This is a genomic window from Mesorhizobium sp. 10J20-29 (genome assembly GCF_054130485.1).
In genome coordinates this window covers 2,406,766-2,431,363 of the sequence record NZ_CP199156.1, presented here as the reverse complement: position 1 = coordinate 2,431,363, position 24,598 = coordinate 2,406,766, and the positions used below count along the sequence as shown (strand labels likewise).

At 65.2% G+C, this 24,598-nt stretch carries 22 protein-coding genes; 12 read left to right on the top strand and 10 right to left on the bottom strand.

All coding sequences use genetic code 11. From position 1 onward, the window contains the following. Window positions 1-24: 24 nt before the first annotated feature. Window positions 25-657 carry a class I SAM-dependent DNA methyltransferase gene (locus tag ACT2BZ_RS11675; RefSeq protein WP_457941137.1) on the bottom strand — a complete coding sequence of 211 codons (633 nt, stop codon included), beginning with the start codon at window positions 655-657 and terminating at the stop codon, window positions 25-27. Window positions 658-755: 98 nt separating this feature from the next. Here ACT2BZ_RS11675 and ACT2BZ_RS11670 point away from each other — a divergent pair, with 98 nt between their 5' ends. Next, a complete protein-coding gene (locus ACT2BZ_RS11670; protein ID WP_457941136.1) occupies window positions 756-1,658 on the top strand; it encodes a phosphotransferase in 903 nt (300 codons plus the stop codon). 10 nt (window positions 1,659-1,668) lie between these two features. Here the strand turns inward: ACT2BZ_RS11670 and asnB are convergent, their stop codons facing one another. Next, complete coding sequence (gene asnB, locus ACT2BZ_RS11665; RefSeq protein WP_457941135.1) at window positions 1,669-3,528, bottom strand: asparagine synthase (glutamine-hydrolyzing); 1,860 nt, start codon at window positions 3,526-3,528, stop codon at window positions 1,669-1,671. Window positions 3,529-3,660: 132 nt separating this feature from the next. Here asnB and ACT2BZ_RS11660 point away from each other — a divergent pair, with 132 nt between their 5' ends. Beyond that, a complete protein-coding gene (locus ACT2BZ_RS11660; RefSeq protein WP_457941134.1) occupies window positions 3,661-4,278 on the top strand; it encodes a hypothetical protein in 618 nt (205 codons plus the stop codon). 15 nt (window positions 4,279-4,293) lie between these two features. Here the strand turns inward: ACT2BZ_RS11660 and ACT2BZ_RS11655 are convergent, their stop codons facing one another. From ACT2BZ_RS11655 to ACT2BZ_RS11635, 5 genes are all read right to left on the bottom strand, one after another. Beyond that, window positions 4,294-5,574, bottom strand: a complete 1,281-nt coding sequence (locus ACT2BZ_RS11655; protein WP_457941133.1) for an amidohydrolase family protein — start codon at window positions 5,572-5,574, stop codon at window positions 4,294-4,296. Further along, window positions 5,571-6,512, bottom strand: a complete 942-nt coding sequence (locus ACT2BZ_RS11650; RefSeq protein ID WP_457941132.1) for an ABC transporter permease — start codon at window positions 6,510-6,512, stop codon at window positions 5,571-5,573. The genes ACT2BZ_RS11655 and ACT2BZ_RS11650 overlap by 4 nt, the downstream gene beginning before the upstream one ends. Before the next feature lies 1 nt (window position 6,513). Continuing rightward, entirely contained in the window at window positions 6,514-7,563 is a 1,050-nt protein-coding gene (locus ACT2BZ_RS11645; RefSeq protein WP_457941131.1) for an ABC transporter permease, read from the bottom strand. Window positions 7,564-7,797: 234 nt separating this feature from the next. Then, the gene (locus tag ACT2BZ_RS11640) at window positions 7,798-9,363 is read right to left on the bottom strand and encodes an ABC transporter ATP-binding protein (RefSeq protein WP_457941130.1); all 1,566 of its coding nucleotides are present in this window, start codon (window positions 9,361-9,363) and stop codon (window positions 7,798-7,800) included. Between the two features lie 115 nt (window positions 9,364-9,478). Next, complete coding sequence (locus tag ACT2BZ_RS11635) at window positions 9,479-10,513, bottom strand: BMP family protein (RefSeq protein WP_457941129.1); 1,035 nt, start codon at window positions 10,511-10,513, stop codon at window positions 9,479-9,481. Window positions 10,514-10,818: 305 nt separating this feature from the next. On the opposite strand from ACT2BZ_RS11635, the gene ACT2BZ_RS11630 reads away from it, so the two are divergent. The 8 genes from ACT2BZ_RS11630 (at window position 10,819) to ACT2BZ_RS11595 (ending at window position 19,451) form a co-directional block, all read left to right on the top strand. Beyond that, complete coding sequence (locus tag ACT2BZ_RS11630) at window positions 10,819-12,576, top strand: ABC transporter ATP-binding protein (RefSeq protein WP_457941128.1); 1,758 nt, start codon at window positions 10,819-10,821, stop codon at window positions 12,574-12,576. A 130-nt stretch (window positions 12,577-12,706) separates the two neighbouring features. Then, on the top strand, window positions 12,707-13,837 hold the full coding sequence (locus tag ACT2BZ_RS11625) for a dipeptidase (RefSeq protein WP_457941127.1): 1,131 nt from the start codon (window positions 12,707-12,709) through the stop codon (window positions 13,835-13,837). A 4-nt stretch (window positions 13,838-13,841) separates the two neighbouring features. Continuing rightward, the gene (locus tag ACT2BZ_RS11620; protein WP_457941282.1) at window positions 13,842-15,482 is read left to right on the top strand and encodes an ABC transporter substrate-binding protein; all 1,641 of its coding nucleotides are present in this window, start codon (window positions 13,842-13,844) and stop codon (window positions 15,480-15,482) included. Between the two features lie 94 nt (window positions 15,483-15,576). Further along, entirely contained in the window at window positions 15,577-16,557 is a 981-nt protein-coding gene (locus ACT2BZ_RS11615) for an ABC transporter permease (protein WP_457941281.1), read from the top strand. Continuing rightward, on the top strand, window positions 16,554-17,471 hold the full coding sequence (nikC, locus tag ACT2BZ_RS11610) for a nickel transporter permease (protein ID WP_457941126.1): 918 nt from the start codon (window positions 16,554-16,556) through the stop codon (window positions 17,469-17,471). The genes ACT2BZ_RS11615 and nikC overlap by 4 nt, the downstream gene beginning before the upstream one ends. After that, window positions 17,468-18,301: an ABC transporter ATP-binding protein gene (locus ACT2BZ_RS11605; RefSeq protein WP_457941125.1), complete on the top strand. Its 834-nt coding sequence runs from the start codon at window positions 17,468-17,470 to the stop codon at window positions 18,299-18,301. The genes nikC and ACT2BZ_RS11605 overlap by 4 nt, the downstream gene beginning before the upstream one ends. Next, entirely contained in the window at window positions 18,298-19,047 is a 750-nt protein-coding gene (locus tag ACT2BZ_RS11600; protein WP_457941124.1) for an ABC transporter ATP-binding protein, read from the top strand. Before ACT2BZ_RS11605 ends, ACT2BZ_RS11600 begins: the two co-directional genes overlap by 4 nt. Window positions 19,048-19,193: 146 nt before the next feature. Further along, window positions 19,194-19,451 (top strand): DUF2188 domain-containing protein, encoded by a 258-nt coding sequence (locus ACT2BZ_RS11595; protein ID WP_457941123.1) that lies wholly within the window; start codon window positions 19,194-19,196, stop codon window positions 19,449-19,451. Between the two features lie 221 nt (window positions 19,452-19,672). On the opposite strand, the gene yidC is transcribed toward ACT2BZ_RS11595, so the two are convergent. Genes yidC through rpmH form a run of 3 tightly spaced genes read right to left on the bottom strand, consistent with a single transcriptional unit; the run spans window position 19,673 to window position 22,009 of the window. Then, complete coding sequence (gene yidC / locus ACT2BZ_RS11590) at window positions 19,673-21,490, bottom strand: membrane protein insertase YidC (protein ID WP_457941122.1); 1,818 nt, start codon at window positions 21,488-21,490, stop codon at window positions 19,673-19,675. A gap of 15 nt (window positions 21,491-21,505) precedes the next feature. Beyond that, the gene (gene rnpA, locus ACT2BZ_RS11585) at window positions 21,506-21,859 is read right to left on the bottom strand and encodes a ribonuclease P protein component (protein ID WP_457941121.1); all 354 of its coding nucleotides are present in this window, start codon (window positions 21,857-21,859) and stop codon (window positions 21,506-21,508) included. 15 nt (window positions 21,860-21,874) lie between these two features. Beyond that, complete coding sequence (gene rpmH, locus ACT2BZ_RS11580; RefSeq protein ID WP_008833937.1) at window positions 21,875-22,009, bottom strand: 50S ribosomal protein L34; 135 nt, start codon at window positions 22,007-22,009, stop codon at window positions 21,875-21,877. A 345-nt stretch (window positions 22,010-22,354) separates the two neighbouring features. Here rpmH and ACT2BZ_RS11575 point away from each other — a divergent pair, with 345 nt between their 5' ends. Then, window positions 22,355-23,122, top strand: a complete 768-nt coding sequence (locus ACT2BZ_RS11575) for a TVP38/TMEM64 family protein (protein WP_457941120.1) — start codon at window positions 22,355-22,357, stop codon at window positions 23,120-23,122. Window positions 23,123-23,154: 32 nt separating this feature from the next. After that, window positions 23,155-24,579, top strand: coding sequence for a dihydrolipoyl dehydrogenase family protein (locus ACT2BZ_RS11570; protein WP_457941119.1), 1,425 nt, complete (start codon window positions 23,155-23,157; stop codon window positions 24,577-24,579). Window positions 24,580-24,598: the final 19 nt, after the last annotated feature.

Here is a 24,598-nt window from a genome sequence, read left to right as displayed (position 1 = left end):
GGAACTGCTGCGCCCGAAGGATTTCTAGCTTCGGCGCAGCACCAGCCCGCGGCTCGGCACCGTGCCGGTCTCGCCGGGCATCGAGACATAGGGCTCAGTCTCCTCGACGCGGGTCAGAATCCCCTGCCCTTCCAGTTCGGCGATGCGGTCCGAAAAGCCGCCATCCCACAGCGTGTTCTTGACCGTCAGCACCAGCACGCCGCCGGGCCGGCAGATGCGCAGGAGCTCGTCCAGTCCCTCGGTGCCGACATGCCCGGAGGTGAAGACGCCGGCCGAGACGATGCCGGCAAAGTGGCCGTCTGCGAAGGGCAGCGGGCCGCCTAGCGCCAGTCTGTGGAGCGCCTTGTAGACGCCCTTCCTGGCGGCCTGCGCCAGCATGCCTTCGGAAATGTCGAGCGCCTCGACATGCGGATAGCCCATGATGCCCAGCCATTCGCCGATCAGGCCGGTGCCGGCCCCGGCATCGAGCATGGGTTCGGCGCCGCGCGGCAGATGGCGCGACAGCAGCGCCAGGCAGATCGACGGGTGCCGGTAGCCGGCGACGGCCATCTCGTGATCGTAGGTCTCGGACCAGCCGTCATAGAGCGCTGCAATCTCCTCGGGTCGCTTCGCCTCGTAGACGGCGCCGAGCGCGCCCTGGTGTCGTCCGTCAGCCATATGCCATTTCCGAATTCGCGACTTGATCCCATGGTCTCGCATGTTACCCAAAGAGCGGGGGCCGCGGAACGGCCAATCGAAAAGGGGAACTCGAGACGATGTCTGAAGAACAGCAGGCCCGCGAAGCCATGGCGGCCATTCCGCTTCTGGCGGGATATCGCGGACCCGTCACCCGACTGGGCGGGCTGACCAACCTGGTGTTCCAGGCAGGGGAGCATTGCCTGCGCATTCCCGGCAAGGGCACCGAGGAATACATCAACCGCGCCAACGAGGCGGTGGCCGCGCGCGAGGCGGCGAAGGCGGGCGTCAGCCCCGAAGTGCTCCATTTCGACACGGCGGGCGTGATGGTCACGCGCTTCATCGACGGCGCCCAGACGATGTCGCCTGCGGCCTTCAAGCTGAATTCCGGGGCGCCGGCGCGAGCGGGCGAGGCGCTGCGAAAGCTGCATGTCTCGGGCGCCGTGTTTCCGTTCCGCTTCTACCTGTTCTCGATGATCGACGACTACCTCAGGATCCTGTCGACCAAGGACGTCGTGCTGCCCAAGGGCTATCACGAGGTGTTGCGCGAATCCGAGGATATCCGAACGGCGCTGTCGGCGCGTCCGGCGACGCTCGTCGCCTGTCATTGCGATCCGCTGTGCGAGAACTTCCTCGACACCGGGGATCGCATGTGGATCGTCGACTGGGAATATTCCGGCATGAACGACCCGATGTGGGACCTCGGCGACCTGTCGGTGGAAGGCAAGTTCGGAGAGGAGCAGGAAGAAGAAATGCTGCTGGCCTATTTTTCCGGCGAGCCGAGGCCAGCCGAGCGCGGCCGCGTCGTCATCTACAAGGCGATGTGCGATCTTTTGTGGACCCTGTGGGGCCTGATCCAGCTGGCCAACGAGAACCCGGCCGAAGACTTTCGCGCTTATGCCGATGGGCGCTTCGCGCGGTGCAGGAAGCTCATGCAGGGCGCAGATTTTGCACGCCATCTTGAGGCGGTGCGCAAGGGCTGAGGGCTTTCCGTCAGCTCGCGACGGTGCGCAACTTCCCAGCGAGATCGTCCGGCGGTTCGCCACCGGCATAGAGGCGCAGGAACAGGTCCATGCCGACAAGGCGCATGCGCGAGACCGGGTCGCTGGCGGCAAGCCCGATCATGTCCGCAACGGCTGGTGCCGGCCACTTCATGACATCGCGCAAGGGGCCGTTGGCAAGGATGCGCTCCGCGCCGGCCGACAATTCGGGCGCGATGCCGAAGCCGTTCTTCCTGGCATAGACGTTGCGCCTGGGTATGTGCTGCTCGGCGACCTTCTTGAGCAACCATTTTCCGGTGCCGCGCCGGTGCTTGAAGCGCCGCGGCAAATGCATGGCGAAGTCGATGAGCGCATTCTCGATGAAGGGCACCCTGAGCTCCACCGAGGCCGCCATGCTGATGCGGTCGTGCCGGTGCAGGAGATCGCCAAGGTAGGAATAGAGGTCGAAGACGCAGCCTGCCAGGAAAGCCCGATCACTGAGCGACCTGACCGGCTCCAGCCGGTCGAACAGCTTGGCCGGCAGGAAGGCGAGTTCCGGGGAGAGCGCGCGCATCCGGGCATGAACCTGGTCGGCACGCGGTCCCGACCGGAAAGGCGAGAACGGATCTACCATGCCCTTCCTGAGCCTGCTGGCGATCAGGCCGCGCGGCAAGAGCCTGTCCCAGGGCGGCGACAGGAACTGCCATTGCCGGGTGCGCTTGGCCTGGAAGGTATAGCCGCCGAACAGTTCGTCGGCACCCTCGCCGGTCAGGAGGACCTTGACGCCGTCGGCATGGCAGCGCTGCGCCAGGGCGAGGAGCGCGATGCGGCTGCCGTGCCAGCCGTCGCTTTCGAGATGCCAGATCATCTTCGGCCATAGGTCGAGGAACTGGTCCCTCCCGAGCGGCACGCGGCGCATCTCCACGCCGGCCCTGCGCGCCGTCAGTTCCGCGTCGGCGGCCTCGCTCTTGCCGAGCTGCGGGTCGACGACATAGGCGTGGACCTCCGGCCGGAACTGCTTTGCAAGCGCCGTGATCAGCCCGGAATCGACGCCGCTGCTGCAGGCGGTCGCAACCGACGTGTCCGCAATGCAGTGAAGGCCGACGCTCTGCTTCATCAGGCTTTCGAGCGCCTCGATGTGGACGGCATCCGAGGCGGTGTCGCCGACAAGGCGGCCCGGATCGAGGCTCTCGAGCGGGTCCCAGAAGACCGACCTTTCGACCCCTTCGTCGGTGATCTTCCAGAGCCCGCCGGGCGGCAGCCGCTCGATGCCGTCGAAAAGGCTGTGGCCGGAATCGCGATACTGCCCGGCGAGGCGGACCGTGACCTCGCGCGGGTCGACATCGCGGTAGAACCCGTCACAGGCGAGAATTGCTTTGTCCTCCGAGGCGAACAGGATGCGCTCCGCGGTTTCGGCCACCGACATCGGCTTGATGCCGAGGCGGTCGCGCGCCAGCCAGAGCTCGGAGCTGCGCAAATCGACATAGGCGAGCGCGAACATGCCGTTGAACAGCAGCACGGCCTTGCGCGGCCCCCAGTGGTGCAGCGCCTGCAACACGACCTCGGTGTCGGATGCGGTGTGGAAGACGACGCCTTCGGCGCGCAGGTCGTCGCGCAGCGCCTTGAAATTGTAGACCTCGCCATTGAAGACCAGCACGCCTTGGCCATCCTGAACCTGCATGGGCTGACGGGCGTCACGGGAGGTGTCGATGATGGTCAGGCGCTGGTGGCCGAAGGCAAGCCGGCCATTGTTCCAGCTGCCGCTGTCGTCGGGACCGCGATGCACGATCGCCCGCATCATGTTCGCGACATCCGCCAGGTCCGTCTGGCCAACCGGACTACGCTTGCGCCAGACCCCTGCAATTCCGCACATGCGCTGCAACTCCCCCGACAGCCTACGAAAGCATATCGCGTCGTGGTCGTCACGCATCATGCGCAGGATCGACTTCGCGCCAAGCGGACGTCGGGAGTTCCAGAGAGAGCCCGTCGGTGCTAGGCTGGCCCCATGTGGAAAACCGTCAGGCCCTTCATCGCTTTGGCTGTATGCGTCGGCAGCGTCGCTGCTTCAGCATGGGCGGCCGACACGCAAGGCCAGCCGGATGGGCTGGAGCAGCCGGCGCTGCGCTTTGCCTTCTCTGCCGAATCGCCGCTCGTCGCCCGCGCCGAGCCGATCGAATCGCTGCAAAATGGCGTGCCCGGGGCCTACGTGTCCGCGATGACGCTCTACCGCGTGGCCCTGGCCAGCGGCCTGCAGCCGCCGCTCGTCGCCTCTGACCGTATCTATGGCGACGACCTGGCCGGACCGCTGCAGTGGACCTGGGCGACCGAGAACGGCGACGTGGTCACGCGGGTGGGCAAGGGAACCTTCCGGCTGTCCTTCGCGGCGGATGGCAGCGACTGGTTCAAGGAACTGAACTGCCTGATGGTGACCTGGCCCGGCGGCGACCAGCCGGCGGTGATGACGTGTGACGACGGAACCGAGCGCCGCATGACGGTGCCGTCGGACGGCGTGGTGATGATCGACGACGTCGCCTATGCCCGTGTCTTCCCGCGCGAGCCGCTGCCGCCTGAAGAAGACGTCATGACCATTGAGCTCGACGCAGGCTCCCAGTCGGTAGAATAAGAATTTCCGGTGATCTCAGCTGGTGTGGCGGCGGTTGACCTGTTTCGGCCGGCCGGGCAGCGTGAGCTGCGTGTCGCGGCGCGGGCGCTCGGCGACGACCTTGCCCTTCGAGACAACGCACAGCCGCTCGGCGCGCAGCCTGAGCGCCTCGACCGGGTTGCCGGCATCGAGCACGACGAGGCTGGCGCTCTTGCCGACCGCAAGCCCGAGGTGGTCGAGACCCATGATGTCGGCATTGACGCTGGTGACCATGTCGAAGCAATGCGCCATGTCGGCGGGGCTCGTCATCTGCGCGACGTGCAGGCCCATGAAGGCGACGTCGAGCATGTCGGCGGTTCCGAGCGGATACCACGGATCGAGCACGCAATCCTGGCCGAAGCCGACACGGATGCCGGCCTTCAGCATTTCCGGCACGCGCGTCATGCCGCGGCGCTTGGGGTAGGTGTCGTGGCGGCCCTGGATGACGATGTTGATCAGCGGATTGGGGATCGCCGAAACGCCGGCCTCGGCAATCAGGGGTAACAGCTTCGAGACATAGTAATTGTCCATCGAGTGCATCGAGGTGAGATGCGAGCCGGCGACGCGGCCGGAAAGGCCGAGGCGCTGCGTCTCGTAGGCAAGCTGCTCGATGTGGCGCGACAGCGGATCGTCGGTCTCGTCGCAATGCATGTCGACCATCAGGCCGCGCTTTGCAGCGACTTCGCAAAGCTCGGTGACCGAGCGCGTGCCGTCGGCCATGCTGCGCTCGAAATGCGGGATGCCGCCGACGACATCGACGCCCATGTCGAGCGCAGCCAGCGTTATCTCCCGAGCCTTCGGCGCCCGGTAAAAACCGTCTTGCGGGAAGGCGACAAGCTGCAGATCGAGGTAGGGTCTTACGATGTCGCGCACCGCCAGCAGGCCGCGCACGCCGGTCATGGCGTTGTCGTCGGACGTGTCGACATGGCTGCGAATGGCGAGCAGGCCCATCGAGACGGCCCAGTCGCAGTAGCGAAGCGCCCGCTCGATGACGGCTTCCTCGGTGAGCAGCGGCTTCAATTCGCCCCAGAGGCCGATGCCTTCGAGCAGCGTGCCCGACGCGTTGATGCGCGGAATGCCGTAGGACAGCGTTGCGTCCATGTGGAAATGCGGATCGACGAAGGGCGGCGAGACAAGGCAGCCCGTGGCGTCGACGATACGGCCTGCCTCGGCGTCGATGGACGGTTCGACCGCCGCGATGCTGTCGCGCTTGATCCCGATGTCAACGGTCTTGCCGTCAGGCAGGATGCCGCCCTTGACGATAAGGTCAAAACTCATCTTTCGCCTTTCTGGTAGGGGATCATCAGCGCCTTGGGATAGGTGGCGCGACGCGCCACCAGGATAAGCGCCAGGATCGACAGTGCGTAGGGCATCATCAGGAAGATCTGGTAGGGCACCACGCCGCCAGTAATCTGCTGCAGACGCACCTGGTAGGCATCGAAGGCGGCGAAGAGGATGGCGCCGAGCAGCGCCTTGCCGGGCCGCCAGGAACCGAACACCACCAGCGCGATGCAGATCCAGCCGCGCCCGTTGATCATGCCGAAGAAGAACGAATTGAAGGCAGACATGGTGAGGAAGGCGCCGCCGATCGCCATCAGCGCGCTGCCGGCCATGACAGCGCCGATGCGGGTCGCTGTGACCGAGATGCCCTGCGCCTCGACGGCGGAGGGGTTTTCGCCGGCGGCGCGGATGGCGAGGCCAAGCGGTGTGCGGTAGAGCACCCAGACGACCAGCGCGACGGTGACGAAGGCGAGATAGGTGAGCGGCGTCTGCGCAAACAGCGCCTCGCCGATGACCGGAATTTTCGACAGGCCCGGTATGGGCAGCGGCTGGAACGCCTCGATCTTTGGCGGCGAAGTGACCTCCGGCAGCGCCAGCCGGTAGGTGAAATAGGTCAGGCTGGTGGCGAGCAGCGTGACGCCGATGCCCACCACATGCTGCGACAGGCCGAGCGGAACGGTGAGCGTGGCGTGCAGCAGGCCGAACATGGCGCCGGCAAGGGCCGCGACCGCAACGCCGGTCCAAAGGTCGCCGCCGGCGTAGACGGTGAACCAGCCGGCGAAGGCACCGGCCGTCATGATGCCCTCGATACCGAGGTTGAGCACGCCGGCGCGCTCGCAGATCAGCTCGCCCATGGTGGCGAAGATCAGCGGCGAGGCGATGCGGATCGCGGCGACCCAGAAGGAGGCGGTGAACAGGATCTCGACGACGTCCATCCTATTTCCACCTTATCCGGAAGCGGGTCGTGAGAATGGCGACGACCATGGTGAGCAGTGCGGTCGCCACCATGACGTCGGCGATGTAGCTCGGCACCTGGGCTGCCCGGCTCATGGCATCGGCGCCGACGAAGATGCCGGCGACGAAGATGGCCGAAACGACCACGCCGACCGGGTTGAGCATGGCGAGCATGGCAACGACGATGCCCGAATAGCCGTAACCCGGCGACAGGTCGAGCGTGAGGTTTCCCTTCAGGCCCGAGACCTCCGAGAAGCCGGCAAGGGCGGCGAGTCCGCCCGACAGCAGGGCCGTCTTCATCAGGACGCGGTTGACCGGAATGCCGGCAAAACCCGCCGCCTGCGGATTGTGGCCGACCGCGCGCATCTCATAGCCAAGGGTCGTCTTCTTCATGATGACCCAGACGATGAGTGCCGACACGATGGCTATGACGAAGCCGTAATGCAGCCGCTTGCCCTGGATGATGCGCGGAAGCTGCGCCTCGGCGATGACCTTCGAGGATTGCGGCCAGCCGAGCCCCATTGGGTCTTTCAGCGGCCCCTCGAGGAGCATGGAGACGAAGAGCAGGACGATGAAATTGAGGAGCAGCGTCGTCACCACCTCGTCGACGCCGAAGCGGGTCTTCAACACCGCCGGACCGAGCAGCATGAGGGCGCCGCCGGCCATGGCGACGACCATGATGATGGGGATGAGCAGAAAGGCGGGCAGCGGCAGGGCGCCGGTGCCGAGCACCACGGTGACCATGCCGCCTACATAGAGTTGCGCCTCGGCGCCGATGTTCCAGAGTCGTGCGCGGAAGGCGACGGCAACGGCGAGCCCGGTGAAGATCAGCGGCGTCGAGCGCGTCAGCGTTTCGAGCAGGGCGAATTGCGAGCCGGCGGCACCCTTGGCAACCAGGTAGAAGACGGAGAAGGGCGAGGCGCCTGCGACCAGCACCAGCAGCGAGGTGATGACCAGCGTCGCGGCCACCGCGCCCAGCGGGTAAAGCAGGGTGACGGCGAGCGTCGGCGCGGGTTTCGGCTCAAGCCGCATGGCAGGTTTTCCTGCCGGTGAGGCCCGGAGACGTTGGCGGGACAGTACCCCCCTCTGTCCTGCCGGACATCTCCCCCTCAAGGGGGGAGATTGGCAGCTCGGCCGTTTGCGCCAGTCCCGCAGCTTCGAAGATGGATCGAGCGGTCGATGCAGACCGATCTCCCCCCTTGAGGGGGAGATGGCCGGCAGGCCAGAGGGGGGTAGCCTGGGAGCGGCCAATGTCGGGGCTGGAAATCATGCCGCCCTGCCCTCGTCGCCATGCCCGGCCATGAGTTCACCGAGCTCGCGCACGCTGCGCTCGCCTCGCGCCGAGGGGGTCGACAGGCGGCCCTTCGAGATCACGAGAATGCGGTCGGACAGAGCAAGAATTTCCTCAAGGTCTTCCGAGATGAGCAGTACCGCGGCGCCGCGCGAGCGGGCCTCGAGCAGCTTGCCATGGACATAGCCTACAGCCCCTACGTCGAGGCCGCGCGTCGGCTGGTTGGCGAGAATGATGACCGGCTCGGGATCGAGGGCCCGTCCGAGGATCAGTTTCTGCATGTTGCCGCCCGAGAGCAGCCGGATACGGGCCTCGGGAGACGGACACTTGACGTCGTAGTCGGCGATAATCTCCTCGGCGAATTTGCGCGCCGCCGCCCAGTCGAGAAATCCCGCCCGACTGAAGCGTTCCGTGCGGTAGCGCTCGGCGATGACGTTCTCGGTGACGCTCATGTCGCCGATCGTGCCGACGGCGTGACGATCCTCGGGGATGCGCGCGATGCCCCCGGCGAGTGCTTCGGCGGGCGACCAATCCCGGCCGACCGGCTCTCCCTGGACGGCAAAACTTCCAGAAAGCGGCACCTCGGTTCCGGACAGCAGGCCGGCCAATGCTGCCTGGCCATTGCCGGAGACACCGGCGAGCCCGGTGATCTCGCCGCTGTGCAGCGACAGCGTGATGTTGTCGAGTGGCGTGGCATTGGTCTGGCGAACCGTCGAGACCTTCTCCATGACAAGCAGCGAGGGCCCGGTGATGACCGGAGGTACGGGCGGCGGCGTGACCTCCTGCCCAACCATCAGCGAGGCCAGTTCGTGCCGCGTCGTCTGCGCGGTGATGCGCTCTCCGGCAAGCCTGCCCGAGCGCAGCACGAGGACCCGGTCGCTGACCGCCATGACCTCGTTGAGCTTGTGCGAAATGAAGATGATCGCGAGGCCCTGCCCGACCAGCAGCTTCAGCGTGTGGAAGAGCGCGCCGGTCTCGGCGGGCGTCAGCACAGCCGTAGGCTCGTCCAGGATCAGCACGTGAGCGTCGCGGTAAAGCGCCTTCAATATCTCTACCCGCTGGCGCTCGCCGACGGACAGAGAGGCGACCATGGCCTCGGGATCGACGGCAAGACCGAAGGCGCCGGACAGTTCGGCGATGCGTCGGCGCGCCGAGGCGCGGTCGAAGCGAGCCTTCCAGAAGCTCTGGGTGCCGAGCGCGATGTTCTCGAGCACGCTCATGTTGTCGGCCAGCGTGAAATGCTGGTGCACCATGCCGATACCGGCATCGAGCGCGGCGCGGGGGTCGCCCGGCGGCAGAGCCCGGCCAAACGCCTCGACCGAGCCTTCGTCGGCGACATAGTGGCCGAACAGGATGTTCATCAAGGTGGTCTTGCCGGCGCCGTTCTCGCCAAGCAGCGCGATCACCTCGCCGCGCTTCAGGTCGAAGGAGATGGCGTCGTTGGCGACCAGCGGGCCGAACCGCTTGGTCACGCCGTCGAGGCGCAGCACGACCGGCGCGCCTTCGTCCTGCGCATTGGCGGTTGGCTTCTCTTCCTGCAAGGCCGGCACTGCCCCTCGTTGGCGACGAACCCCTCTTTCCCGTGACGCAAAGAGGACGCCACCCTGGCGTGGCAAGAGACTCTCCCGGCGCTGGGCCGGGAGAGTGGTTGGGAAGCTAGCTCGACTTCGGCTCGCCGTCGTCGATCTCGACCGTAAAGGAGCCGTCCTTGATGGCCTTCTCCTTCTCGGCGACCTTGGCCATGACGTCTGCCGGTACCTTGCCCTCGAAGGTGCCGAGCGGCGCCAGCGAGCAGCCGCCTTCCTTCATGAAGGAATAGACGCCGTAATCGGCAGCCTTGAAGCTTCCGGCCTTGACCTCGGCGATCGCCTTGTCGAGCGTCGGCTCGAAATGCCAGAGCGCGGACGCCACGACCGTGTCGGGATAGTCGGCCTGCGTGTCGATGACGTTGCCGATCGCCAGCACGCCCTTTTCCTTGGCCGCGTCGGACACGCCGAAGCGCTCGGCGTAAAGCAGGTCCGCACCGCCGTCGATCTGGGCGAAGGCGGTTTCCTTGGCCTTGGGCGGATCGAACCAGGAGCCGATGAAGGCGACCTGGAACTTGGCGTCGGGCGCGGTTTCCTTCACACCCGCCATGAAGGCGTTCATCAGCCTGTTGACCTCGGGGATCGGGTAGCCGCCGACCATGCCGATATTGTGCGACTTACTCATCGCGCCGGCGATGATGCCGGTCAGGTAGGAGGCGTCCTGGATGTAGTTGTCGAAGACCGAGAAGTTCGGCACGGCATCGTCGGGCTTGAAGCTGGAGCCCATCAGGAAAGCGACATCGGGATAGTCCTTGGCGACCACGCGGGCGGCATCTTCCACACCGAAGACCTCGCCGATGATCAGCTTGTGGCCAGCCTCGCAATATTCGCGCATGACGCGCTCGTAGTCGGTATTCGACGTATTCTCGGAATAGACGTACTCGATGTCACCGCGGTCCTTGGCGGCATTCGCTGCCTTGTGGATGCGGCTGACCCACTGCTGCTCCACAGGAACGGTATAGATGGCTGCGACCTTCAACACTTCCTGGGCGAAGACGCGCATCGGCATTCCGACCGCGGCAAGCGCCGTCATCGCCGCTCCCGCTTTCAGAACCTGCCTGCGCGAGAATCGTGCACCTGCTGCAAAGACCTGGATTTTAGGCATTGTTCGACCACCTCTGGTTGGCACAGGTTCGGGTTCATCCCGCCCTGAATTTTTATCATTTGGTCAACGATAGGCGAATTCGGAAGACCGGGCAATTGCCGAGCCGGCAGGTTTCACACGCTTTTCCGGCGCGGCTTTCGCAGGGTAAGCAGGGCGGAGGGAGATGGCGGGTGCGTTGGACTGCATCCAGCCCACCTCAGGTACCCGGCAGCGGTGTCCAAAGGCTTGCGGTTTCAACCGTGACTTGGCCGGCTGCTTCCTATATACGCCCCACTTTCCGGATAAGTCGTCCCAGGGTCCTTCCATTGCTCAAGTTTTTCCGTTCGTCAGCCAACCAGCGCCTGATTGGCCGCCTGCTGTCGGAGTCGTTCAGGCAGCACGCGCCGGCCTACGGCATCGCGATCCTCGCCATGCTTGTGGTGGCGGCCATGACCGGCGCCAGCGCCTGGATCATGCGCGACGTCACGAATGAGTTCGTGCTCACCAAGGACATCGAGAAGATCTACATCATCGCGGGCGCGGTGGCGGGAATCTTCATCACGAAGGGTTTTGCCACCTATATACAGGCGCTGTTTCTCAGCCGGGCCGGCAACAGCATCATCGCGGAGCGCCAGCGCAAGATCTACGACCGCATCCTCAAGCACGGCATCGAGTTCTATCACTCCTACTCGTCGTCCGACCTGATCATCCGCCTGACGCAGAGCGCCCAGGCGGCGCGGACGGTGGTCGACGTCCTGGTGACCTCCTTCGTGCGCGACCTGTTCTCGCTGCTTGGCCTGGTCGCGGTGATGGTGATCCAGCAGCCGGCCATGTCGCTTTTTGCCTTCGTCGTCGGGCCGATCGCGATCTTCCTGGTGCAGCGCCTGCTCAAGCGGGCGCGCCGCTACATGGAAATGCAGTTCCTGTCGGTGTCGAAGATCGTCCAGGTGATGCAGGAGACCGTATTCGGCGTGCGCATCGTCAAGTCGTTCAACCTCGAATCGACCATGCGCTCGCAGATGAACACCGCGGTGACGGACCTGCAGCACCGCGCCAACAGCATCGCGGCCATCGAGGCGGTCACCAGCCCGATCATGGAAACGCTGGCCGGCATCGCCATTGCCGGCGTTATCCTTGTGTCCGGCTACATGATCGTCCAGGGCGGCTACTCGCCCGGCTCGATCATGTCGTTCATCACGGCGCTGCTTCTCGCCTACGAACCGGCGAAGCGCCTGGCACGCACCCGCGTCGCGCTCGAAACCGGGATGGTCGGCGTGCGCATGATGTACGAGATTTCCGACCGGCCGCTGAGCCTCGAGGAAGCGCCGGACGCAAAGCCGCTCAAGAAGGGACCGGGCGAGATCCGGTTCGAGGACGTCAGCTTTTCCTACCGTGACGACGAGGCGGTGTTGAGCCAGCTGAATCTCGTGTTTCCGGCCGGGAAGATGACCGCGCTGGTCGGCGCCTCGGGCGGCGGCAAGTCGACGGTGATGAACCTCATCATGCGCCTCTACGACCCGGACAGCGGGCGGGTGCTGTTCGACGGCGAGGACATCAAGCACACGACGCTGCATTCGCTGCGCGACAGGATCTCCTATGTCAGCCAGGACACGTTCCTGTTCTCCGACACGATCCTCTACAATATCCGCATGGGCCGCCAGGACGCCACCGACGAAGAAGTGATCGAAGCCGCGAAGGCCGCCAACGCGCACGAGTTCATCATGGCGACGCCGGAAGGCTACCAGACACAGATCGGCGAGAACGGCGTGTTCCTGTCCGGCGGCCAGCGCCAGCGGCTGTCGATCGCGCGCGCCATGCTGCGGCGCTCGCAGGTGCTGCTGCTCGACGAAGCGACGAGCGCGCTCGACGCCGAGTCCGAGGCGCTGTTCCGCGACGCGCTGGAACACCTCAAGGAAGGCCGCACGACGATCGCCATCGCGCATCGCCTGTCCACAGTCCACCAGGCCAACAACATCATCGTGATGGAAGCCGGCAAGGCAATCGAGCAGGGCACGCACAAGGAACTGCTCAAGCGCGAGAACGGCGCCTACCGCAAGCTCTACGACTTCCAGCTGATGCCCTGACGGGCCCGAGCGCCCAATGGGCGCGAGGCAGATGCCAGCACTCCAATTCTTGAGGGCCAGAACCGCCCGCGCAGGATTGGGGCTTGATCTTGCCGCGCGCTAAATCATCATTGGGCAAAAGGAGTGCCCGATGCAGCCGGTCTTCGATGGCCACAACGACGTTCTGTTCAGATTGTGGAACCATGCCGAGAACGGCGCCGACCCGGTGGTCGAGTTCGTCGGCGGCGCAGCCAAAGCAGGTTTCGAGGGAGAGGAAGCCGGGCACATCGACATGGCGCGCGCCAAGGCTGGCGGGCTCGCCGGCGGCCTCTGCGCCATCTACATATCGTCTGGCGGACGCCTGCAGTTTGACGAACCCGACGCGTCGGGACGCTACCACACCCCGCTCTCCGCGCCGCTTGAGCGCCAGGCTTCGCTCGACAAGGCGCTCGGCATCGCCGCAATCGCGCTGCGCATCGAACGTGCGGGCGGCTGGGCCCTCTGCCGCGACAGCGCAGACATTGCCGCCGCGATGGCCGCAGGAAAATTCGCCGCGGTGCTGCACATGGAAGGCTGCGAGGCACTCGACGCGGAGCTGAACGCGCTGGAAGTCTTCTACGCGGCCGGGCTGCGTTCGCTCGGCCCGGTGTGGAGCCGCAACAACATCTTCGGCCACGGCGTGCCCTTCGCCTTTCCCCTGAGCCCCGACACCGGTCCCGGCCTCACCGGGGCGGGGCGGCGGCTGGTGCGCGAATGCAACCGGCTGGGCATCCTCGTCGACCTGGCACACATAACCGAGAAAGGCTTCTGGGACGTCGCGGAACTGTCCGACCAGCCGCTGGTGGCCAGCCACTCCAACGTGCACGCCATCACGCCGGCAGCGCGCAACCTGACCGACCGCCAGTTCGACGCCATCGCCGAAAGTCGCGGACTGGTGGGACTGAACTTCGCGGTGGGCCTTTTGCGGCCCGACGGGCGCGAAAGCACGGACACGCCGGTCACCACGATGATCCGCCACATCGACTACATGGTCGAGCGCATGGGCATCGACTGCGTGGCGATCGGATCGGACTTCGATGGCGCCCCGATACCGGCCGAGATAGGCGACGCGGCGGGCCTCCAGAAGCTCGTTGCCGGGCTCCAGAACGCCGGATATGGTGACGAGGATCTGGCCAAGATCTGTCGCGGGAACTGGCTGAGAGTGCTTGCCTCGGCCTGGCATGAAACGGCAGAAATCCAAGACAAAACAACAAGTTCACAACGAAAAATGGGAACCGCGTAAAATGTTGATGGGAAAAATGAACGCACATTTCCGCTTTATGCTGACCGGCGCCGCGCTCTCGGCAATGGTCGTTGCAGCCAATCCGGCCCTTGCCGAGACTCCGGCCGATACGCTGGTCCAGGCCTGGGCGATCGACGACATCATCACGATGGACCCCGGCGAAGCCTTCGAGATCAGCGCGGGTGAGATCACCGGCAACACCTACGACATGCTGGTGCGCCTCGACGTCAACGACACGACCCAGGTGGTGGGCGGCGTCGCCGAGAGCTGGGAAGTCTCCGAGGACGGCCTGACCTACACGTTCAAACTGAAGCCCGGCCTGACCTTCGCTTCCGGCAACCCGATTACCGCCGAAGACGTGGCCTGGTCGTTCGAACGCGCCGTCAAGCTCAACAAGAGCCCGGCCTTCATCATCCAGCAGTTCGGCCTCAACGGCGATAACGTCACCGAGAAGGCCAAGGCGGTGGATCCCTCGACCTTCGTGTTCACGGTCGACAAGTCCTACGCGCCGAGCTTCGTGCTGAACTGCCTTACGGCAACCGTCGCCTCCGTGGTCGACAGCAAGCTGGTCAAGGAGCACGCGGCCGTCGTGACGGCGAGCGCCGACTACAAGTACGACAATGATTTCGGCAATGACTGGCTGAAGACCAACTATGCCGGTTCGGGCCCCTACACGATGCGCGACTGGCGCGCCAACGAGCTGGTGGTGCTGGAACGCAACGACAACTACTACGGCGAGAAGGCCAAGCTGCAGCGGGTGATCTACCGGCACGTCAAGGAAAGCGCAACGCAGCGCCTGATGCTGGAGACCGGCGACATCGACGTCGCTCGCAACCTTTCGCCCGAGGACCTGGCGGCGATCTCGGCCAATGCCGAGCTGACGTCGACCGACGCGCCGAAGGGCACGATCTACTACATCAGCCTCAACCAGAAGAACCCGAACCTGGCGAAGCCCGAGGTGCGCGAGGCCTTCAAGTACTTGGTCGACTACGGCGCCATCGGCGAAACGCTGATCAAGGGCATCGGCGAAATTCACCAGACGTTTCTGCCGAAGGGCGTCCTCGGCTCGGTAGACGAGAATCCGTACACCTTCGACGTGGCCAAGGCGAAGGAACTGCTCGAAAAAGCCGGGCTGAAGGACGGCTTCACCGTGACGATGGACGTGCGCAACACGCAGCCGGTGACGGGCATTGCCGAATCCTTCCAGCAGTCGCTCGGCCAGGCCGGCGTCAAGATGGAGATCATACCCGGCGACGGCAAGCAGACACTGACCAAGTACCGCGCCCGTAATCACGACATGTATATCGGCCAGTGGGGCGTCGATTATTGGGATCCGCATTCGAATGCGGAGACCTTCACCAGCAACCCGAACAATGCCGACGACTCGACCACCAAGACACTTGCCTGGCGCAATGCCTGGGACGTGCCGGAGCTTACTGCCGAGACCAATGCTGCCCTGCTCGAGCGCGACAACGCCAAGCGCGCCGCGATCTATGCCAAGCTGCAGAAGGAGGTGCTCGAAACCAGCCCCTTCGTGATCATCTTCCAGCAGAACGAGGTGGCAGGACTGCGCAGCGCCGTGCAGGACTACAAACTCGGGCCGACGTTCGACACCAACTTCGTGGCCAACGTCTCGAAGAACTGACGGACCGTCGGACGGCCCGTTGAACAGCAGCACCCCAACCGCCAAGCGCGGCAGTGCCAGCGCCGCCGCGCTGGCACTGCTTCGGTTTGCGTTCATGGTGGCGGTGACCTTCCTCGGGTTGCTCGCCGTCACCTTCTTCATCGGCCGGGTCATCCCGATCGACCCGGTGCTGGCGATCGTCGGCGACCGCGCGCCGGCGAGTGTCGTGGAGCAGACGCGTGAGGAGCTGGGCCTCAACCTGCCGTACTACCAGCAGTTCCTCATCTATGTGAAAGGCGCATTGCAGGGCAATTTCGGCCGGTCCGTGCTGACCACCAACCCCGTGATGACCGACATTCGCCGGGTCTTCCCGGCGACGATCGAACTGGCGACGCTGGGCACGCTGATCGGGGCGCTCGTGGGCGTGCCGCTCGGGGTACTCGCGGCAGTGAAGCGCGGCAGCCTTGTCGACCAGATCGTGCGCATCATCGGATTGATCGGCTATTCGGTGCCGATCTTCTGGCTCGGCCTGCTGGCACTGCTCGTCTTCTATGCCAAGCTGCGCTGGACCGCGGGGCCCGGTCGCATCGACGTCGTCTTTGAATATACTTTCACGCCGATCACCGGCTTCTACCTGCTCGACGCGGTGCTGCAGCGGGACTGGGCAGCGTTTCGTGACATCTTCGCCCATATCGTGTTGCCGGCCTCGCTGCTCGGCTACTTCTCGCTCGCCTATATCAGCCGCATGACGCGCTCCTTCATGCTCAACGAACTGTCGCAGGAATATATCGTGGCGGCGCGCGCCAAGGGGCTGAGCGAGACCAACATCATCTGGCGCCATGCGCTGCGCAACGCGGCGGTGCCGCTGGTCACGGTGATCGCGCTTTCCTATGCCGGGCTGCTGGAGGGATCGGTGCTGACGGAAACCGTGTTTTCCTGGCCGGGGCTCGGGCTCTACATCACCAACTCGCTGCAGAATGCCGACATGAACGCGGTGCTCGGCGGCACGATCATCATCGGCTCGGTGTTCATCGGCATCAACCTGCTTTCCGACCTGCTCTACAGGTCGCTCGACCCGCGGACCCGCACGCAATGAGCGCCACCGAACAGACCATGCGCGGCTGGCTGCTGTCGGAGCGACCGGCGTCGCGTATGCAGGCAAGGCTCGGCCGCGCCTATGTGAGCTGGCGCCGCTTTTCAGCCAACCGGCTGGCGGTTCTCGGGTTGGGGATCATTGTACTGCTGATTCTGCTGGCGATTTTTGCCGACCAGCTGGCGCCCTACTCTCCGGTGATCGGCGATCTCCGCAACGCGCGCCTGTTGCCGGCGAGCGCCGAGCACTGGCTGGGTACCGACGACCTTGGCCGCGACATCCTCTCGCGCATCATCTACGGCTCGCGCCTGACGCTCTACGTGGTGATCCTGGTCGCCATCATCGCGGCGCCGATCGGCCTGCTGATCGGCACGGTGGCCGGATACGCCGGCGGCTGGACCGACGCGATCCTGATGCGCATCACCGACATCTTCCTGGCCTTCCCCAAGCTGATCCTGGCACTGGCCTTCGTAGCGGCGCTCGGGCCCGGCATCGAGAACGCGGTGCTGGCGATCGCCATCACCTCCTGGCCGCCCTATGCCCGCATCGCGCGCGCCGAAACGATGACGGTGCGCAATTCCGACTACATCGCGGCGGTACGGCTGATGGGCGCGTCGCCGCTCAGGATCGTCGTGCGCCACATCATGCCCTTGTGCATTTCCTCGCTTATCGTGCGCGTGACGCTCGACATGGCCGGCATCATCCTGACCGCGGCAGGGCTCGGCTTTCTCGGCCTCGGCGCGCAGCCGCCGCTGCCCGAATGGGGCGCCATGATCGCGTCGGGCCGGCGCTTCATTCTCGACCAGTGGTGGGTGGCGGCAGCGCCGGGTGCGGCCATCCTGATCGTCAGCCTCGGCTTCAACCTTTTGGGCGACGGACTGCGCGACGCGCTCGACCCGCGGGGCGGCGAGCAATGACGGAATTGCTTTCGGTCGAACAGCTGAAGGTGCATTTCCCCACCCGCACGGGCGTTGTGGAAGCGGTGCGCGGCGTCTCCTTCACGCTCGGCAAGGAGCGGCTCGGGATCGTCGGCGAATCCGGTTCCGGCAAGTCACAGACGGGGCGCGCCATCATGGGGCTGACGCCGCCGAGCGCCAGAATTTCGGCCGACCGGCTGGCGTTCGACGGCATCGACCTGCTCGGGAGCTCCGCACGGGAGCGGCGCTCGCTGAGGGGCAAGCGGATCGCGATGATCCTGCAGGACCCGAAATACTCGCTGAACCCGGTGATGAGCATCGGCCTGCAGATCGTCGAAACGCTGCGGACGCACGAGAAGGTGAGTGCCGCCGAGGCGCGCGACCGGGCGCTGGCCATGCTGGAGGCGGTGCAGATCCGCGAGGCGGGCCGCGTCTTCGACCTGCATCCTCACGAGGTGTCGGGCGGCATGGGCCAGCGGGCGATGATCGCCATGATGCTGATCGCCGGCCCGGAACTGCTGATCGCCGACGAGCCGACCTCGGCGCTCGACGTCACGGTGCAGCTCGACATTCTGGCTATCCTCGACCGGCTGGTGGCCGATCGCGGCATGGGGCTTATTTTCATTTCGCACGATCTCAGGCTGGTCTCGTCGTTCTGCAACCGCGTCATCGTGATGTATGCCGGCAAGATCGTCGAGGAACTGCCGGCATCCGAACTCGCCAATGCCGAACACCCCTACACGCGAGGGCTGCTCAACTGCATGCCCAAGATCGGCGAGCACCGCCACCCGCTGCCGGTGCTCGACCGCAAGCCGGAGTGGGCGCTGTGAGCGCGGCACTGACCGTCGAGGGGCTGCGCGTCATCTATGACGGGCACCACGCGCTGAAGGGCGTCAGCCTGGAAGTCCGGCAGGGCGAGTCCTACGGCCTCGTCGGCGAGTCCGGCTCCGGCAAATCGACCTTGCTGCGGGCGATTGCCGGGCTGGCGCCCGTCGCCGAAGGACAGATCACCGTCGGCGGCGAGAGGCTCGGCGCACGGCGCGACAAGGCCTTCTACCGCAAGGTGCAGATGGTGTTCCAGGATCCCTACGGTTCGCTGCATCCGCGCCAGACTGTCGACCGGCTTCTCCTCGAACCCTTGGCGATCCACGGCTTTGCCGACATTGAGGCGCGCATCGTGCGGGCGCTGGACGAGGTCGGGCTCGGCGCCGGCTTCCGTTTTCGCTACTCGCACCAGTTGTCGGGGGGGCAACGGCAGCGCGTCGCCATCGCGCGGGCGCTGATCCTGGAGCCGTCCGTCCTGCTGCTCGACGAGCCGACCTCCGCACTCGACGCATCCGTTCAGGCCGAGGTGCTGAACCTGCTCGAGCAGGTGCGCGGCGACCGCGGCCTGACCTTCCTGATGGTCAGCCACGACCTCGCGATCGTAACCCACATGTGCGAGCGGCTGATGGTGATGCAGGGCGGCGAGGAGGTGGAGCGGTTGTCGGCCGACGACCTGGCTGCGCAGCATGTCACGCGCGACTACACCCGCAACCTGCTCACGGCGAGCGCCGGTTTCGTGCGCGGCGCCTGAGAGGACCGGAACAATGTCGCCGTCCGGCCATTTGGCAAGCACGCGCTTGTACACCCGGGCGCAGCACCCGATAACAATGCCGGCCTTCGGACGAGAGTGTTTACGTCGCGCCCGCGCGAGACCATCAATCCAGCAGGAGTTATGTGATGACAAAAGTTACCTACGAGATCGTCGAGCATGACGGCGGCTGGGCGTACCGGATGGACGGCACCTACTCGGAGACCTTCCGCACGCATGGCGACGCGCTTGCCGCAGCCAAGATCGCTGCCGCAGAGCAGCAGGCGGCGGGCAAGACCGAGGGCATCAGCTACGAGGACAAGTCCGGCCGCTGGCACGGCGAGGTAGCCTCGGGAGACGACCGGCCCGAAGCAGAGGTCGAGGACAAGGCCGGCAAGAACAGCTGACGCCGGACTTGAGACCGGGACACAGGTCCTGGCACATGCGGCTTGCCACGCAGACCTCGCCACGAGGCCGACGCTATCCGCTCCCGTAAAGCCTGCGGGCATGCGGATGACCGACTGCTACGCGACGCAGAAAATAGTTCCAGAAAGTAGACGAGACGCGGGCCGGCCCCCCTGCCCCCGAAGGGGCCGGCGCACCGGCGTCGGACGCCCCGGGCGCCGGCCTATTCGGCCGGCGAGGGCTTCTTCTTGAACAATGCCACGAGATTGTCCCAGAGCTCGATCTTGGCGCCCTGGCGCTTCATGATGACACCCTGCTGGATGATCGACAGCGCGTTGTTCCAGGCCCAGTAGATAACCAGGCCGGCCGGGAAGGTCGCCAGCATGAAGGTGAAGATCACCGGCATCCAGGTGAAGATCATCTGCTGCGTCGGGTCGGGCGGCGTCGGGTTCATGCGCATCTGCAGGAACATCGTGACACCCATGATCAGCGGCCAGACGCCGATCATCAGGAACGCCGGCACCGAATAGGGCAGCAGGCCGAACAGGTTGAACAGCGAGGTCGGGTCGGGTGCCGCCAGATCCTGGATCCAGCCGAAGAACGGCGCGTGGCGCATCTCGATGGTGACGTAGAGCACCTTGTAGAGGGCGAAGAAGACGGGGATCTGGATCAGCACCGGCCAGCAGCCGGCCAGCGGATTGATCTTCTCCGTCTTGTAGAGCTCCATCATCGCCTGCTGCTGCTTCATCTTGTCACCCGCGTGCTTCTCGCGGATTTCCAGCATTTTCGGCTGCACCATCTTCATCTTCGCCATGGACTTGTAGGACTTGTTGGCGAGCGGGAAGAAGACGGCCTTGACGACGACGGTCGTGGCCAGGATCGCCAGGCCGAAATTGCCGAGCATCTTGTAGAGCGTGTCGATCAGCCAGAACATCGGCTTGGTGATGAAATAGAACCAGCCCCAGTCGATAAGCAGGTCGAACTGGCGGATCTTGTTGTCGGTCTCATAGTCCTGGATCTTGCCGACTTCCTTGGCGCCAGCAAAGATCAGCGTTTCGACCGTATCCGACTGTCCGGGCGCGATCGTGATCGCGTCGGTCAGGAAGTCGGACTGGTAGCGCGGGCGACCGTCGTCGAAATAGGCATAGCGCGGCTGGAATGCCTGCTTGCCGGAAGGCACGAGCGCGACGGCCCAGTACTTGTCGGTGATGCCGAGCCAGCCGTCGGTCGACTTGCCGGGCTTGATCTGCCGGTCGTCCTCGATGGTGGAATACTTGATCTCCTCGAGACCCTCCTCGCCGGTGACGCCGATGAGGCCCTCGTGCAGCACGTAGATGCTGGCGTGGTCGGGCTTGTCGAAGCGCGTGACCCGGCCGTAGTTGGACAGCGACACGGGTGCCGTTCCGGCATTGCTGACCGTGTCGGAGATCGAGAACATGTAGTTGGTATCGACCGAGATGGTGCGCCTGAAGGTCAGGCCCTTCTCGTTGGTGAAGACCAGCGTGACGGGATCGGTCGGGGTCAGCGTCTGGTTGCCTTCGACCGTCCACTGCGTGTCGGCGCCGGGGACGGTTCCGGTGTCGGCGCTTCCGACATAGCCGATCTCGGCGAAATAGCCGTTCGGCAGGGCCGACGGGCTGAGCAGTTCGATGGTCGGCGACGAGTCCTTGACGGTGACGTGGTAGCGATTGAGGCGCACGTCATCGAGACGGGCGCCCGTCAGGTTGATCGAGCCGGAGAGGCTCGGCGTGTCGATCCGGACGCGCTGGCTGGCGGCGACTGCGGCCTCGCGCGTTTCAGCGCTCTGTACGCCGCCCGCAGTGCCGGGAACGGCACCTTGGGGTGGCGCGGCCGGCGCATCGACGCCCGGCATCGCCGGCGCTGCAGGGTCGGCTGCACCCTGCTCTCCGACCATCTCCTGCTTGACCCGGGCGACCTCGCGCTCCTTTTCGATCTTCGGGTTCATGTAGAACACCTGCCAGACCGTCAGGATCAGCACCGAAAGCGCGATGGTGATGAAGAAATTGCGGTTGTTTTCCATCGGGAAGCCTTGGTCCTAACGCTTTGCACGCAGCCGGCGCGACAACTCTGCCCCGATATCGGAGAAGGGGACGGTCAGAAGTTCCTCGCGCCCGACGATCACATAGTCGTTGCCGGGCTGCATGTCACCTGCAGCAAGAACGCGCACGGCCTCCTTCAGCCGCCGGCGAACGCGGTTGCGCACGACGGCGTTGCCGACCTTTTTGGTGACCGTGAAGCCGACGCGCGCCGCGGCATCGTCGCCACGGTCGAGAACTTCAACGAGAAACAGCCGCCCGCGGCGCTTTTCACCACGCCGGACGGCCAGAAATTCCGCCCGCTTGCGAAGCCGCGCTGGCGCGGCCTGCAGGGGCTTGCCGGTTGCCGGCAATCGGGTCGCCTTCGCTCAGGCGGAAAGCCGCTTGCGGCCGCGGTTGCGGCGGGCGGCAACGACACCGCGACCACCCTTGGTGGCCATGCGGGCACGGAAGCCGTGCCGACGCTTGCGGACGAGTTTGGACGGCTGATAGGTACGCTTCATTTCTTTTAATACCGCGGAGTGCGGCCCTTCTTCGTTCTGTCACTTGGGTAACAGGGAGCTGACCCGGTCCTTTCCAGCACGCAATACAAAGCGCGCCGGACTGGAGGCCCGAGCGTGTGCGGGCTTATAGAAAGAAGGTTTTTGGAAGTCAATCCGAAGCCGACGCGCCCTGTCACTTGTCCGACCGACTTCACGAAGGGGTGAGCACGGTTGTACAATCGAGCAAATCGGGGTGACACTGGCGGAATTGGCTTGTCTGGCTTCCGAGCCACCGGCATGTGGCGAGATGGCGCCGCATCGGCAATCCGGTCGGGGCGGCCGCAAAACACCATCGGGGAAGCAAACATGGCCAAAGGTCCGGCCACCTGCACGACACGAGACGAAGACGCGGATCGCCAGGGCAAGAAGCACTGGCACCTGTTGCCGATCGCCATAGTCGTGGCCGGGCTGGGGCTCGGCTATGCAATGGGCTGGCACGAGTTCCTGACGCTGCACTATCTCGGCGAAAGCCGCACGATGCTGAAGGATTTCGTGGGCCAACACCCGGTCCTGGCGCCGGCGGGCTTCATCGTTCTCTACGCGCTGGCGGTCGCCTTTTCCTTCCCGGCCGCCTCCGTGCTGACCATCTTCGCGGGCTTCCTTTTCGGCTGGCTGATCGGCGGCGCCTGCACGGTCGTGGCAGCGACCGCCGGGGCGACGGCGCTGTTTCTCGCCGCACGCTCGGCCTTTGGCGGCTTTCTCAAGCAGCGCGCCGGGCCGGCCGCGGCAAAGCTAGCCAGCGGCTTCGAGAAGGACGCCTTCAGCTACCTGCTCGTGCTGCGCATCGCGCCCTTCATCCCGTTCTTCATCGTCAACATTGCGCCGGCGCTCTTCGACGTCCGCCTCAGGACCTACGTCACCGCCACGTTGATCGGCATCATGCCGGGGACTTTCGCCTATGCCTGGCTCGGCCAGGGCGTCGACAGCGTGCTCGTCGCCGCGGAGAGTGCCGGCCGCAATGCCGCGGTTTCCGATCTCGTGACGCCCGAGATTACGATCGCCTTCGTCGCGCTGGCGCTTGTGGCCGCGCTGGCGACGATTGTAAGGAAGGTCTGGGCGCCGCGCGAATCCTGACGGGATTTGCACGGTCTGGGCAAGGGCAATCCATGACGAAGCTACTTACACCCGACATTTGTGTCATCGGCGCCGGCTCTGGTGGCCTTTCCGTTGCGGCAGCCGCTGCGGCATTCGGGGTACCGGTCGTGCTGGTCGAAAAGGGCAAGATGGGCGGCGACTGCCTGAACTATGGCTGCGTGCCCTCCAAGGCGCTGATTGCGGCCGGCAAGCAGGCACAGGCGATGCGCAGCGCCGCGAAGTTCGGCATCGCCAATGTCGAGCCCGAGATCGACTTCAAGGCGGTCATGGCGCATGTGCGCGGAGTGATCGCCAGCATCGCGCCGACCGATTCCGTCGAACGCTTCACCGCGCTTGGCGTCACCGTCATCAAGGCGGAAGCGAAGTTCATCGCACGCAACCGTCTGGTCGCCGGCGATACCGAGATCCGTGCGCGCCGCTTCGTGATCGCGACCGGGTCGTCGGCCTTCGTGCCGCCGATCCCGGGCCTCGAGGACATCGCCTATCTCACCAACGAGACCGTGTTCGACCTGACGCGGCGGCCGGGACACCTCGTCATCGTCGGCGGCGGGCCGATCGGCATGGAACTGGCGCAGGCTTTCTGCCGGCTGGGTTCGCAGGTGACGGTTCTCGACACCGGCCAGGTGCTTTCCAAGGACGACCCCGAACTGGTCGGCATCGTTAGGGACAGGCTGCGTTCGGAAGGCGCCAGGATCTGCGAACGCACCCGCGTCACCCGCGTCGAGCAGCGCGGCAAGTCCGGCGTCAAGGTATTCGCCGAGGGGCCCGACGGAGAGGAAGAGATTGATGGCAGCCACATACTGATCGCTACCGGTCGGGTGCCCAACACCGAGGGGCTCGACCTCAAGAAGGCAGGCGTCAGGCTTGCAGGCAAGTCGATCGACGCCAGCGCCATGCTGCGGACGACCAACCGGCGCATCTATGCCGTCGGCGACGTGATCGGCCGGCAGCAGTTCACCCATGCCGCGAATTACCATGCCGGCCTGGTGGTGCGGGCGCTGCTGTTCAGGCTGCCGGCCAAGGACCGCGGGCTGATCCCCTGGGCCACCTACACGGACCCGGAGCTCGCACATGTCGGCCTGACCGAGGCGCAGGCCCTGAAGCGCTACCGCAAGGTGCGCATCCTGCGCTGGCCCCTCGCCGAGAACGATCGGGCGCAGGCGGAGCACAAGACAGACGGCCACATCAAGCTCGTGACCAGCCGCAAGGGCGAGATACTGGGCGTCAGCATCGTCGGCGCCGGCGCCTCCGAAATGATCGCCAGCTGGACGCTGGCAATGACGCAGGGCCTCAAGCTTCAGGACATCACGTCGACCGTGATGGCCTACCCGACGATGAGCGAAATTGGCAAACGCGCCGCAATCACCTATTTTGTTCCTCAGACCCGCAGGCCGCTGGTGAGAGGAATCGTGCGCTTCCTGCGCCTGTTCGGCTGAACACGCCAACCGTCGACAA

What these genes read in the sequence shown, in the direction of transcription:
- ACT2BZ_RS11635 (WP_457941129.1), bottom strand. Translation starts at nt 10,513, where the DNA reads ATGCCTAAAATCCAGGTCTTTGCAGCAGGTGCACGATTCTCGCGCAGG.
- yidC (WP_457941122.1), bottom strand. Translation starts at nt 21,490, where the DNA reads ATGGAAAACAACCGCAATTTCTTCATCACCATCGCGCTTTCGGTGCTG.
- nikC (WP_457941126.1), top strand. Translation starts at nt 16,554, where the DNA reads ATGAGCGCCACCGAACAGACCATGCGCGGCTGGCTGCTGTCGGAGCGA.
- ACT2BZ_RS11655 (WP_457941133.1), bottom strand. Translation starts at nt 5,574, where the DNA reads ATGAGTTTTGACCTTATCGTCAAGGGCGGCATCCTGCCTGACGGCAAG.
- ACT2BZ_RS11570 (WP_457941119.1), top strand. Translation starts at nt 23,155, where the DNA reads ATGACGAAGCTACTTACACCCGACATTTGTGTCATCGGCGCCGGCTCT.
- asnB (WP_457941135.1), bottom strand. Translation starts at nt 3,528, where the DNA reads ATGTGCGGAATTGCAGGGGTCTGGCGCAAGCGTAGTCCGGTTGGCCAG.
- ACT2BZ_RS11595 (WP_457941123.1), top strand. Translation starts at nt 19,194, where the DNA reads ATGACAAAAGTTACCTACGAGATCGTCGAGCATGACGGCGGCTGGGCG.
- ACT2BZ_RS11615 (WP_457941281.1), top strand. Translation starts at nt 15,577, where the DNA reads ATGGTGGCGGTGACCTTCCTCGGGTTGCTCGCCGTCACCTTCTTCATC.
- ACT2BZ_RS11660 (WP_457941134.1), top strand. Translation starts at nt 3,661, where the DNA reads ATGTGGAAAACCGTCAGGCCCTTCATCGCTTTGGCTGTATGCGTCGGC.
- ACT2BZ_RS11675 (WP_457941137.1), bottom strand. Translation starts at nt 657, where the DNA reads ATGGCTGACGGACGACACCAGGGCGCGCTCGGCGCCGTCTACGAGGCG.
- ACT2BZ_RS11650 (WP_457941132.1), bottom strand. Translation starts at nt 6,512, where the DNA reads ATGGACGTCGTCGAGATCCTGTTCACCGCCTCCTTCTGGGTCGCCGCG.
- ACT2BZ_RS11605 (WP_457941125.1), top strand. Translation starts at nt 17,468, where the DNA reads ATGACGGAATTGCTTTCGGTCGAACAGCTGAAGGTGCATTTCCCCACC.
- ACT2BZ_RS11575 (WP_457941120.1), top strand. Translation starts at nt 22,355, where the DNA reads ATGGCCAAAGGTCCGGCCACCTGCACGACACGAGACGAAGACGCGGAT.
- ACT2BZ_RS11670 (WP_457941136.1), top strand. Translation starts at nt 756, where the DNA reads ATGTCTGAAGAACAGCAGGCCCGCGAAGCCATGGCGGCCATTCCGCTT.
- ACT2BZ_RS11645 (WP_457941131.1), bottom strand. Translation starts at nt 7,563, where the DNA reads ATGCGGCTTGAGCCGAAACCCGCGCCGACGCTCGCCGTCACCCTGCTT.
- rpmH (WP_008833937.1), bottom strand. Translation starts at nt 22,009, where the DNA reads ATGAAGCGTACCTATCAGCCGTCCAAACTCGTCCGCAAGCGTCGGCAC.
- ACT2BZ_RS11625 (WP_457941127.1), top strand. Translation starts at nt 12,707, where the DNA reads ATGCAGCCGGTCTTCGATGGCCACAACGACGTTCTGTTCAGATTGTGG.